Here is a 12,733-nt window from a genome sequence, read left to right on the forward strand (position 1 = left end):
TTGGCGCGCAAAGATGATGATGGCAATGTGCAAACGCTGTTTGAGCATCTGCATAATGCCGGTGAATTAGCGGCGGGTTTCGAATCCCGTAGTGTTGTGACCGCTCGGATGGCGGGATTGCTGCATGACGAGGGGAAGGCTACCCAAACCTTTCAAAATTATCTGTTGCACGGCGACAAACGGCGTGGTGAAGTGGTTCATGCATGGCAGGGGGCTTTCACCGTCAGCGACCAACCCGTTGACAGTCCTGCCGAACTCCTAACTCAGGAGATGCTTGAACTGGCTATAGCAAACCACCACGGTTGCCTGCCGGATTGCATCAGCTTCGAAGGGGATAGTCCGTTCTTCGACAAATTGTCCGATGGAAATAAGACGGAGGAACGTTACCACTATCAGGAGGTGCTCAGTCATGTGCCTTCTTTGGATCTCGACGTACAGGACAATTTTGCACAGAGTGTTGCTGAATCGGTAGAACTACTGCAGACGATAGGTGCCAGTGTCTCTAGACTTCATTCTCGGAAACAAGCATGTAACTCCATGGGTTTTTATCTGGGACTATATGGGAAGTACATGTATTCCAGGCTTGTCGATGCTGATCGACTGGATGCAGCGCGTTTTGAGTCAAGACATCCTTATTATACACCGAATACCCCAGACTGGGCGGAACTGATTCGACGTTTGGAAACCCATCTCGGCGAATTGGATACGTCGAAGCCCATCAATCGGATTCGGTCTCGGATATCTGAAGACTGTCTCAAGGCCAGCGGGAGAACGACGGGTATTTACCGACTCGGTGTTCCTACCGGTGGCGGCAAGACCCTCGCATCACTGAGGTTTGCACTGCATCATGCTATGAAGACTGGCAAGAAACATATCATCTATGTCATTCCGTACCTGTCAATCACCTCGCAGACCGTGGATGTCTTCCGTAGTTTTCTCGATTTAGAAGATGATGGCAGTGACGTGTTACTGGAACACTACTCAAGCGTCATGAAGGACGATGAACAGAAGGAGGAGCGCCGCAGACTTGCCACCGAACGCTGGGACAACCCGATTATCGTGACGACGATGGTGCAGTTTCTGGAAACTGTAATGTCTGCACGTGCATCGAAGTTGCGCAAGTTCCACAACATGGCGGATAGCGTCATCATCTTCGATGAAATACAGGCGCTTCCCACCAATACAATCAACCTGTTCAATGAGATAGTGAGTTTTCTATCCAATATTCTGGACTCCACGATATTGTTATGCTCGGCTACGCAGCCGTTACTTGAGCATACCGCGCGTGAGAATCTGTTGCTCTCCGACAACCCCGATTTGATTGGACAGTCAGACGACTATGCGAAACGGTTGCGTCGCACCAATATCATCGCGTCGTCAAAGAATGTGACGGTCGATGAATTAGCCTCGATTATTTTTGATAAAGCTCAGGAGAATGGCAACTGCTTGGCAATCGTCAACCTGCGGTCTGAAGCCAGAAAACTGTACGAGAAAATCGGCAGTTTAAATGAAACGCTTGATGATGACAGACGATTCGTTGTAGTGCATTTGAGTACATCTATGTGTGGTCGGCACCGCAAGGACCGATTGCAGGAACTTCGGAAGATGCTCGCAAAGAATCGTCCAATCATCTGCCTGAGTACCCAGCTGATCGAGGCTGGTGTAGATGTGTCATTCGCTTGCGTGGTCCGTGCGATGGCTGGACTCGATAGCATTCTTCAGGCTGCAGGACGTTGCAATCGCAACGGAGAATCGAAAGAGCCGAAGAACGTCTATGTGTATCCGATTGCAGATGAACGAGGACTTGACCGTCTGAGGGATATCAAACTCGGTAAGGCCATCACTCAGCAACTCGTCCATATGAATCCCGATGCCGATCTGATGTCCGAGACGATGATTGCCGAATACTATCGGTTCTACTTGGATCGGCAGAAGGGAGAGATGATGGATTGCAAGATGAGTACCGGCGAGACTGCCTATGATTTGCTGTCGGCCGATTGGAGTCGGCGGAGGGAGTATGAGAATCGGAAGAAACAGAGGTATGCACATGTATTTGCTCAGGCGTTCAGAACGGTGAGTGACGACTTCCATGTCATTGCCAGGGAAACCACGGATGTGGTGGTACGGTATGGGAAGGCGATGGAGCTGATTGATCAACTGGGTGAGGAGGACTTGGCCACACAAATTCGGATACTGAGGCAACTGCAGGATTATTCGGTGTCCTTATTCGACAGTGAATTCAAAACGTTGAATGAAAACGGGCGTATTGCCATTGCCAATGAGGAATTCGGCGTCAGGATACTGAATGAGGAGAACTACAATCCGGAGTACGGCGTCGTACTAAATGCGGATATGCCTCTTCTTTCTATGTAAGTAGGCGATTATGCGGAGACAACGAAATTCGATTGAGTATGAGGTGTACGGGGGCTACGCACTCTTCTCGGATGCGGCGACACGAATTGGTGGTGAGAAGTTCTCGTATCAAGTGCCCACCTATCAGGCTTTGAAGGGCATTACGGAAAGCATCTACTGGAAGCCCACCTTGGTGTGGATTATCGATGCCGTGCGTGTGATGAACAAGATACAGACGGAGGGTAAGGGCATTCGTCCAATCAAGATGAGTCCAAGCAAGAAAAATGTTAGTAATGAATTGTCGTACTACACTTATCTTAAAGATGTTCGATATCAGGTGTTGGCCCACTTCGAATGGAATGAGCAGCGTCATGATCTCATGCCCGATAGAGATGAAAACAAGCATCATAACATTGCCAAGCGTGCCGTGGACCGTGGTGGACGCCGTGACATTTTTCTGGGAACACGGGAATGCCAAGCATATGTCGAACCGTGTGAGTTCGGGGCGGGGACCGGTTTCTACGATGAGTATGGTTAATGGGACATGGGATACATGGCGCATGGTTTCACATATCCCGACGAGAATCCGGACCATGATTTCATCGTCCGTTTCTGGCATCCGATTATGCGTAACGGTGTCATTGAGTTCGAACGACCGGATTCCGACAAACTCGATTGTCGAACGATTCGGGAACAACAGTCGGTTAAGAGTTTCGTGATCGGAGAAAATATGAGTCTGGCGGAGGATGAGCGATGAGCCTTTGGTCAAGTCTGCTACAGACTTATGATGCGGTACAGGACATTACCGGAATTGTTCCTATTAACTCGGATGGAGTGCCGGTTGTAAGAAAAGTGTTACTGCCTTTGTTTCATACGACAATGAAAACGAGGTTGTGCATCACTCTCAATCAACATGGTGAATTGGTAAGCATTGAGAAAGACAGTGAGGATTTCGAGACTATTATTCCATGCACGGAACAATCGGCCGGTCGTTCAGGGAAAAACATTCCGCCTCATCCATTGTGCGATAAGCTACAATATGTCGATAGCAAATACGACAAAGTCAAGTATCGCCATTATATGGATCAGCTTGCTGAATGGAAGGGGAATAATGTCAAGCTGAATGCCATTTACCTGTATCTTGCTGAACATAGTGTCATTGACGATGCGCGCTCTAAAGGGGTGGAGATTCACGAGAACAAGGACAAAGATCTTGGCGTACGATTTGCTGTATGGGGGGAGGACCACGTTCCAGAAACTTGGATGGATCGCGAAATCTGGGCTCTATGGATACAGCATGAAGAGCCGCGTGAGCCGCGTAACGGATTTGATATGTTAGGAGAGGATTTACATAAGGCCTCCTACAATTTCCCGAAGAACATCGTTAGTATCAAGGGTAATGCCAAATTAATTTCTTCTAATGATGAGAAGAACTTCACATTCCGCGGGAGATTTATTGATCAACGTGAAGCATTGAGTATTGATTCATTGACCTCACAGAAAGTGCATCTGGCATTGCGCTGGTTGGTGAACAACAACGGTACACTTACTGATACCCAAGATATCGTGGTATGGGCGGTTGACAAACAACCGACTGAGCATATCGTCGATTACTCTGGCAACTCATACGACGTTTATGAGAGCCTGCGTGACTTCTACTACGTCGATGATGATACAGAAGAGAACGATATCCTGACCGATAGCGAGAAACTCAGTGCCGCGCATTCTCAGGTAGCTGCCAATTATGCCGATCGTTTCGGTAAATTGCTGAGAGGATATGGCGAGAAGTCTGCTCTCGATGCGATTAAGGAACATAGTCGTCGTATAGTCGTGGCAATTCTCGATGCCGCGACACCAGGAAGACTGAGTGTCACATTCTACCGGGAATTAGCGGAAGATGAATACATTGAAAACGTGATTCGATGGCATGAAGATTCGGCATGGAACCTCACTCGGTTTGAATCATCATCCGACGGTGATCGTTCGGAAGTGAGCGTCGGAAAGAGAGAATCTAGTTCGGACTCTAGACGGATTGACTATATCGGTGCTCCATCATTCAAAGACATCATCAACTGTGTGTATGACAGTGATGATTGCAATCGCAACAAAACTGGATATATCAAATTCACTAAGAAAGTCAAGAAGCAGCTTGTTGAATGCATGTTCGGCAATAACAATCTGCCACAGTCATTGCTGCAAGCTGCATTCCGTCGAGTCACTCGGCCTCAAAGCTACACCGCTAACAAGGATCGCCGTAAGAATGAGATGACGTGGCGACGCGACTTCGAAGTTGCATGCAGTATGTGGAGAAAACACTTCATCGAACAGGAACGGCGGCGTTTCTCCGAAGTAGAAAGGAATCCGATGGCTTTACTGGAACTAGACGATAACCGCAGGGATAGAGATTACCTATACGGTCGGCTTTTGGCGCTCGCAGACAGCTTCGAGTACAGAGTGCTGAAAAACCAGCAGAAAAGAAACAGTGCGTCGAGCAGAGCAACGAACGCGATTCGGCTGATGAACAGTTTTTCGGCAAAGCCGTTCGTTACTTGGGGCAATCTGTGGAGCCAGCTTCAACCCTACCTGAAGAGTGCGTACACACAGTCGCCGTTGATTGCAAAAGGTTTTCAGGATGATATCGACTGCGTGATTAATGCATTCAAACCAGGAGACTTCGAAGACAATAGTACCCTGTCGGCATTATTCCTGCTCGGCTACTCTCATGAGCGCAAATATTTGATGGATCAGATGGGCAATAAGGGAAACAAGTCCCATGTATCCGAAACCAATGAAGGAGAATGACCCATGACTACTTTGCAGAACAAGATTGATTTCGTGTTGGTATTTTCTGTGGAGAATGCCAATCCGAATGGTGATCCCCTGTCGGGCAACCGCCCCCGTATGACTTCTGATGGCCGAGGAGAAGTGTCCGATGTCGCATTGAAGCGCAAGATTCGCAATCGTCTGCAAGATGATGGAGGGCGTATCTTCGTGCAGTCTGCTGACCGTGCCGATGACGGGGCGCGTTCTTTGTCTGATCGAATGCAGACGTTTTTGAAGACACTGGACAAGGATGAGCAGAAGCAGAAGGCCATTGTCTCTCGAAGAGTCTGTGAACAGTGGCTCGATGTGCGTGCCTTTGGACAGGTTTTTGCGTATAAGTCCCAGAAGGGCGACAAAAACAAAGGTGTTGATTCTGTATCCTTAGGCGTCCGTGGACCGGTATCCATTCAGCCTGCTTTCTCGTTAAACGAGATTTCGATTGACGATATCCAGATTACAAAGTCCGTGAACAGCGAAACAACCGAGAACGATTCAAAGTCGTCTGACACTATGGGCATGAAGTACCGTGTCTCGGGTCGTGCGGTGTATGTGACCCGCGGCAGTATCAGTCCCCAACTCGCGGAGAAGACTGGATTCTCTGATGAAGATGCGGAGAAGATTAAGGATGCTCTACTTACTCTGTTCGAGAACGACGAAAGCTCCGCGCGCCCGGCAGGTTCGATGGCGGTTCTCAAGATGGTGTGGTTCACACACGATTGCAAGAGTGGACAGTATTCGACGGCCAAGGTCCATCATTCTGTGAGTGTTGCAGCCGATGGCCATGTTGATGTCAATCGGACCGAAATTCCTGACCTGCACTTTGAAGTGCTTGACGGTCGCTGAACCGCTTATCGCGATCTTTGTTACCACTTCTAAAGCTTCTAGACGTCTGATTCGGAATTTCGTTCAGAGGAAAAGCCATGAATGGACCAACTGAGTACCCGGAAGATGATTGGTTGGCTCTTTCGGGCCTTCAGCATTTCGCGTTTTGCAGACGGCAGTGGGCGTTGATACATATCGAACAGCAGTGGCGAGACAACTATCTCACCACTGCTGGTTCTCTGGAGCACGATCGTGTCCACGACTACGGTGAATCGGAGACTCGTGGAGATTTGCTCATCATGCGTGATCTTCGCGTGTTTTCCCGGAGGCTCGGAATCACCGGTGCATGTGATGTGGTCGAATTCCGTGCGTCTGATGATGGCGTGTCTCTACATGGGAGGACTGGCCTGTGGAGGCCTTGTCCCGTGGAATACAAACACGGCAGGCCAAAACGGCAAGATGCGGATCGAATTCAGTTGTGTGCTGAGGCAATGTGCTTGGAAGAGATGCTTGTCTGCTCCATTCCTGAAGGTGCGTTATTCTATCAGCAGACCAGACGGCGGGAACAGGTTGAGCTCGATGCACCGCTGCGGGAACGGGTCACCTCTATGGCTCATGAAATGCATGGGTTGTTCAAGCGTGGATATACGCCGAAAGCGAGGCCGTCAAAGTCCTGTCAGGCATGTTCGCTACGCGAGATCTGTATGCCCAAACTAGCCAAGATGCAATCTGCCAAGCGATTCATCGAGGAAGTCATGCAGGCGGAAGCCGGAAAAGAAGGTGCTCAAGAATGAAGCAACTGCTTAACACGTTGTACGTGACCAGTGAGGACGCCTATTTGTCCCTGAAAAACGACAATGTCGTCGTGCAGCAAGGGGAATCCTTGCTCGGCCGAATCCCACTTCGTTCCTTGGAAAGCATTATGTGCTTTTCGTACAAAGGCGCTTCGCCGGGATTGATGGGCAAATGCGCGGAGTTCGGAGTAGGGCTTTCATTCTTCTCTCCGCAGGGGAGGTATTACTGCTCCATCCTCGGGGAGAAGAACCGTAATGTGCTCCTTCGACGGGAACAGTTCCGTTTCGCCGATGACGAGAACGAGGCCTTGACCTTTGCCCAATCGTTCATCGTCGGAAAAATATACAACTGCCGCTGGGTTCTTGAGCGGACCAAACGTGACCATGCGCTGCGAGTCAACAGCGAACGCATTGCCGGGCAAAGCGAAAAGCTGCGGCAAGCCCTGTTGAATGTTCGTGATTGTTCGTCCATAGACGAGTTGCGTGGCGTGGAAGGATTGGCCGCCAAGGATTATTTCTTTACGTTTGACGATCTGATTCTGCGCAACAAGGACGATTTCTTCTTCCAAGAGCGGAGTCGCCGCCCGCCGTTGGACCGAATGAACGCGCTGCTGTCGTTCATATATGCACTGTTGACCAGTGACTGTGTTGCCGCGTTGCAGGGAGTGGGACTCGATCCCTATGTGGGGTTTCTGCATGCCGATAGGCCGGGGAGAGCGTCCTTGGCATTGGACCTCGTTGAGGAATTCCGTCCCGCCATTGCCGACCGGTTCGCACTGACTCTGGTCAATACCGGGAAAATCAAACCAGCTCAGTTTGAGATTCGCGAAAATGGTGGTGTTTTCCTTACGGAAGGAGGACGTAAAAGCGTGCTCGCCGCTTGGCAGAAGCGCAAGCAGGAAACACTTACTCATCCGTTCTTCAACGAAAAGATGCAGTGGGGGTTGATTCCATATGCACAAGCACTGTTGTTGAGTCGTGCGATTCGCGGAGATTTGGATGCATATCCGCCGTTTATGTGGAAATGAGGTACGGGATGATGGTTGTTGTAACCTACGACGTCAACACGGAGACGCCGGCGGGAAGGCGGAGACTGCGCAATGTAGCCAAGATATGCATGAAGTATGGGCAGCGAGTGCAGAACAGTGTTTTTGAGTGTTCGGTAACGCCATCTGACTACTTGGTGTTGAAGCATGATTTAGCAGCAATTGTGGATGAAACGTGCGATAGCTTGCGCTATTACAATCTCGGTTCTCGCTATTCTTCAAAAATCGAACACTACGGAGTCCGGAGGCATGTGCCGATTGACGAGGTGATGATGCTCTGACGATAGAATGGTCATGGAGTATTTCCGTGCTTAGAGGTCGTTGGCTTCGTCATCGATGTTTGGCGCGAAAGGTAAGCTCTCATAGAATCTGCCATCTTTCGCACCTTCGTGAGTGAATTTTGAAGACGGTTTTTCCGTTCTTCTAGATGCTTGATAGCTTCAGAGTGGATGCTCCTCCGCCTTTTATGGAAGAGTTTCGCGATTTCGTGGGCGGAGAGACGAATGATTATTCGCTATAATCAGCATCGGTAATGGGCATTGTTTCCATATAATGGAATATGGTGTCCATTTCCGCAGTCGCCCCTCACCCGAGGGGCGTGGATTGAAATACATCACGGCCCGCGTGGCCGACACCGAACTCGGGTCGCCCCTCACCCGAGGGGCGTGGATTGAAATTGCGAGAGGGACGCTGCACTGCCAATTGTCTGCGTCGCCCCTCACCCGAGGGGCGTGGATTGAAATACCGGAGGGTCCGACCACGAGATCGGCGAGACCGGTCGCCCCTCACCCGAGGGGCGTGGATTGAAATTTCAGCTTAGCCGCCTAGGATGAAATATGGTGCGTCGCCCCTCACCCGAGGGGCGTGGATTGAAATAGGTCATCGAGCGTCTTCTGCGACGCGTCGAGGGTCGCCCCTCACCCGAGGGGCGTGGATTGAAATCTTTCGATGATTGGGCGGGTATGAAGCCCCCGCCGTCGCCCCTCACCCGAGGGGCGTGGATTGAAATCACTTCCAGCATCACAGGAGACAAGGGGCCGGGGCGTCGCCCCTCACCCGAGGGGCGTGGATTGAAATAAACACGACGACTAAATAAAGGATTAAACATGGTGTCGCCCCTCACCCGAGGGGCGTGGATTGAAATCAGAACGCCTTTTGGCAGACGCTCGTACACGATGGTCGCCCCTCACCCGAGGGGCGTGGATTGAAATTGGCTGTAGGTCCAGTAGGTGGCCTCGGTCTTACGGTCGCCCCTCACCCGAGGGGCGTGGATTGAAATAGCATGCGCGGACAGTCCGAGACCGACAACGTGTGTCGCCCCTCACCCGAGGGGCGTGGATTGAAATCGCTTCGACCCCGAAAAGCCGTTCGCCCGCCAATGGTCGCCCCTCACCCGAGGGGCGTGGATTGAAATTGCCTCCAAAACCCACACGCGCCATGGACCGTCGTCGCCCCTCACCCGAGGGGCGTGGATTGAAATATCCGCGGCGCCAGGAACATCGGCGGACGATGGGGTCGCCCCTCACCCGAGGGGCGTGGATTGAAATACGGTACAGGGGTCGAGCCAGCCCGTCACCACCGTCGCCCCTCACCCGAGGGGCGTGGATTGAAATGATTCCCGCACGGTCCACTAGGGTGCCGCGTCAAGTCGCCCCTCACCCGAGGGGCGTGGATTGAAATCTTCCGTCGCACAGGGGGTACGGTGCGTACTGGTCGCCCCTCACCCGAGGGGCGTGGATTGAAATCGCAGGGATGGAGACCTGCCATCACCAGCGTGACCGTCGCCCCTCACCCGAGGGGCGTGGATTGAAATGGATACGACCCCCACGACGAACACGACCAGGCCGGTCGCTCCTCACCCGAGGGGCGTGGATTGAAATTCCGAGAAGGAGACGAGAGCGTTCCGCCGCCGTGTCGCCCCTCACCCGAGGGGCGTGGATTGAAATTCGATGGCGACGATAACCCTATGGATATCACGTGTCGCCCCTCACCCGAGGGGCGTGGATTGAAATGTCCGGCATGGGGAGCCTCCACCACCCGAGAATCGGTCGCTCCTCACCCGAGGGGCGTGGATTGAAATCACGTCATGGAAGGCACCTATGACACCATCGACGTCGCCCCTCACCCGAGGGGCGTGGATTGAAATATCAAATACGGCGAGGACGGCTCGTCCCTGACCAGTCGCCCCTCACCCGAGGGGTGTGGATTGAAATTGGCTCGGCCTCGCACCACACGACCTCGAACACAGTCGCCCCTCACCCGAGGGGCGTGGATTGAAATACCGGGTAGGCGTTCAGGATTCCCCCGAGCATTGGTCGCCCCTCATCCGGGGGCGTGGATTGAAATTGGTCAGTGTTCATTCTCACGCTCATATCCGGTGGCCGCCCCTCACATGAGGGGCATGGATTTAAGAAGGACTGGAACAACCCCGCCTAAGAGGCATAGATTGAAATATGAAGGAGGAATGATGACCATTCATTATCTTGGCGTTACCGACGTTGCCAATAAACTTGGCATAGCCACGTCTGCCGTCAGCGCCTATAAGCTTCCCGAGCCGGACGTCATGATAGGACGTACCCGAGGGTGGAAAGAGGAGACCATCGATGCATGGAATGCCGCTCGTCCTGGGCGTGGTGTTGGCGGAGGTCGGCCGCGCAAGAAGCCGAAGACCGACTGAAAAATGACGGGGCTTCAAAGTTAGGTGAAGAACATGGTACGGAATACGATATCGCGTTGATTTAGGATTCCGTGCCATGTTACGGGCTGTCATCGTTGATGAAATCGTTGAAATTTCAACGATGATGACTGCCTGACTTGCGTGGATTGCGGTAGGGAAGGATGATTTGGGCGAAATTGGCGTTCCGTGCCGCGAATTTGTGGCAGGGAGTGGCGATGGCGGGAGGATTGTCGCTCCGTGACAGAGGCCGAGGGCACGGAGCGGCGATTTCGGAAGTCGCCGCGTTCCGTGACGGATATCGGTGGCAGGGAGGAACAAGGAACGCATGTTATGCCGTTCCGTGACAAGAAGTCGTGCCATGGGACGACGATGCCGGGAATTCTTTCGTTCCGCGACAAGGAACCATGCCTCGGAACGACGATACGGGAAATTGTCGCGTTCCGTGCCGTGGGACCTGGCCGTGGAACGGCTGCGCCGAACGCGTCTCGCATTCCGCCGCAAACCGCCGCTATGTAGCCATACGCTGATAGCCTTGCAAGCAGCTTCGTACACGCGCGTGCGTTCGCATCTACGCATACGTACGTGCGTACACGCATGTCCACGATGACAGAAGGAGTGCATCCATGACCGAACAGTCCGAACACCTCGCCCTGTGGGGCGGCCGCTTCACCTCCGGCCCCTCGCCCGAACTGGCCCGGCTGAGCAAGTCCACCCAGTTCGACTGGCGACTGGCCGACGACGACATCGCCGGCTCGCGCGCCCACGCCCGCGCCCTCGGTCGCGCCGGCCTGCTCACCGATGACGAGCTCAAGCGCATGGAGGATGCCCTCGATGAGCTGCAGCGTCGCGTCGACTCCGGCGAATTCGCCCCCATCGAGGACGACGAGGACGAGGCCACGGCCCTTGAGCGCGGACTCATCGAGATCGCCGGCGACGAACTCGGCGGCAAGCTGCGCGCCGGCCGCTCCCGCAACGACCAGATCGCCTGCCTCATCCGCATGTGGCTGCGCCGTCACTCCCGCGTGATCGTCGGCGAGCTCATCAAGCTCGTCAACGCCATCATCAAGCAGTCCGAGGCCGCCGGCCACACCGTCATGCCGGGCCGCACCCACATGCAGCACGCCCAGCCGGTGCTGCTGGCCCACCAGCTCATGGCCCACGCCTGGCCGCTCATCCGCGACATCCAGCGCTTCATCGACTGGGACAAGCGCATCGACGCCAGCCCGTACGGCTCCGGCGCGCTCGCCGGCAACACGCTCGGCCTCGACCCGCAGGCCGTGGCCCGTGAGCTCGGCTTCTCCCGCGTGACCGACAACTCCATCGACGGCACCGCCGCCCGCGACTGCGTGGCCGAATTCGCGTTCATCGCCGCCATGACCGGCGTGGACATCTCCCGCCTTTCCGAGGAGATCATCATCTGGAACACGCAGGAGTTCGCGTTCGTCAAGCTCGACGACGCCTACTCCACCGGCTCCTCCATCATGCCGCAGAAGAAGAACCCCGACATCGCCGAGCTCGCCCGCGGCAAGTCCGGCCGTCTCATCGGCGATCTGACCGGCCTGCTCGCCACGCTCAAGGGCCTGCCCACCGCATACGCCCGCGACCTGCAGGAAGACAAGGAAGCCGTGTTCGACCAGGTCGACACGCTCGAGGTGCTGCTGCCCGCCTTCACCGGCATGGTCGCAACCATGCGCTTCGACGCCGACCGTCTCGAGGCCGAGGCCCCCACCGGCTTCGCCCTCGCCACCGACATCGCCGAATGGCTCGTGAAGAACGGCGTGCCGTTCCGTCACGCGCACGAGCTCTCCGGCGCCTGCGTGAAGATCGCCGAAGGCCGCGGCCAGGAGCTGTGGGACCTCACCGACAAGGACTTCGCCGAGACGTTCGCCGGGTTCCTGCCCGAGGAGAAGGCCCCCGGCGTGCGCGAGGTGCTCTCCAGCCGCGGCTCCGTCAACTCCCGCAACGGCAAGGGCGGCACCGCCTACGGCTGCGTGCGCGAGCAGATCGTCGACGCCAAGGCCACCATCGAACCGCTCAAGCTGTTCGCCGACTCCCGTTCCGACGGCACCGCCTACAAGGCCCCGAGCGAGGTCCTGCGCTAGTCGCCTCATAGGATTCGCAGGACTCCGGGAAGACCGGGAAGACCATTGAAGGCCCGCATCCCCGAACGCAAGCAGGGGAGCGCGGGCCTTTTCATGCATACGCCGGCTAATGTGATG

General features: G+C 54.2%; 10 protein-coding genes and 1 CRISPR repeat array. All 10 genes read left to right on the forward strand.

Annotated elements, in window-relative coordinates:
• The 10 genes from cas3 (at position 1) to argH (ending at position 12,616) form a co-directional block, all read left to right on the forward strand.
• On the forward strand, positions 1-2,373 hold the full coding sequence (gene cas3 / locus GFD18_RS03415) for a CRISPR-associated helicase Cas3' (RefSeq protein ID WP_318644310.1): 2,373 nt from the start codon (positions 1-3) through the stop codon (positions 2,371-2,373).
• Between the two features lie 10 nt (positions 2,374-2,383).
• Positions 2,384-2,890 carry a type I-C CRISPR-associated protein Cas5c gene (gene cas5c / locus GFD18_RS03420; protein WP_449727615.1) on the forward strand — a complete coding sequence of 169 codons (507 nt, stop codon included), beginning with the start codon at positions 2,384-2,386 and terminating at the stop codon, positions 2,888-2,890.
• Between the two features lie 6 nt (positions 2,891-2,896).
• The gene (locus GFD18_RS11420; RefSeq protein WP_449727616.1) at positions 2,897-3,109 is read left to right on the forward strand and encodes a hypothetical protein; all 213 of its coding nucleotides are present in this window, start codon (positions 2,897-2,899) and stop codon (positions 3,107-3,109) included.
• On the forward strand, positions 3,106-5,154 hold the full coding sequence (cas8c, locus tag GFD18_RS03425) for a type I-C CRISPR-associated protein Cas8c/Csd1 (protein ID WP_163199191.1): 2,049 nt from the start codon (positions 3,106-3,108) through the stop codon (positions 5,152-5,154). Before GFD18_RS11420 ends, cas8c begins: the two co-directional genes overlap by 4 nt.
• Positions 5,155-5,157: 3 nt before the next feature.
• The gene (gene cas7c / locus GFD18_RS03430; RefSeq protein ID WP_163199193.1) at positions 5,158-6,018 is read left to right on the forward strand and encodes a type I-C CRISPR-associated protein Cas7/Csd2; all 861 of its coding nucleotides are present in this window, start codon (positions 5,158-5,160) and stop codon (positions 6,016-6,018) included.
• A 77-nt stretch (positions 6,019-6,095) separates the two neighbouring features.
• Entirely contained in the window at positions 6,096-6,791 is a 696-nt protein-coding gene (gene cas4, locus GFD18_RS03435) for a CRISPR-associated protein Cas4 (protein WP_163199195.1), read from the forward strand.
• The gene (cas1c, locus tag GFD18_RS03440) at positions 6,788-7,819 is read left to right on the forward strand and encodes a type I-C CRISPR-associated endonuclease Cas1c (RefSeq protein ID WP_163199197.1); all 1,032 of its coding nucleotides are present in this window, start codon (positions 6,788-6,790) and stop codon (positions 7,817-7,819) included. The genes cas4 and cas1c overlap by 4 nt, the downstream gene beginning before the upstream one ends.
• An 8-nt stretch (positions 7,820-7,827) precedes the next feature.
• A complete protein-coding gene (cas2, locus tag GFD18_RS03445; RefSeq protein WP_163199199.1) occupies positions 7,828-8,118 on the forward strand; it encodes a CRISPR-associated endonuclease Cas2 in 291 nt (96 codons plus the stop codon).
• Between the two features lie 296 nt (positions 8,119-8,414).
• Positions 8,415-10,117: a CRISPR direct-repeat array (repeat unit 33 nt; unit sequence GTCGCCCCTCACCCGAGGGGCGTGGATTGAAAT).
• 187 nt (positions 10,118-10,304) lie between these two features.
• Positions 10,305-10,514, forward strand: coding sequence for a hypothetical protein (locus tag GFD18_RS03450; RefSeq protein ID WP_100511457.1), 210 nt, complete (start codon positions 10,305-10,307; stop codon positions 10,512-10,514).
• Between the two features lie 623 nt (positions 10,515-11,137).
• Positions 11,138-12,616 carry an argininosuccinate lyase gene (gene argH / locus GFD18_RS03455; RefSeq protein WP_163199201.1) on the forward strand — a complete coding sequence of 493 codons (1,479 nt, stop codon included), beginning with the start codon at positions 11,138-11,140 and terminating at the stop codon, positions 12,614-12,616.
• The last annotated feature ends 117 nt before the right edge of the window (positions 12,617-12,733 follow it).

It is taken from the genome of Bifidobacterium saimiriisciurei (assembly GCF_010667655.1).
Classification (GTDB): domain Bacteria; phylum Actinomycetota; class Actinomycetes; order Actinomycetales; family Bifidobacteriaceae; genus Galliscardovia; species Galliscardovia saimiriisciurei.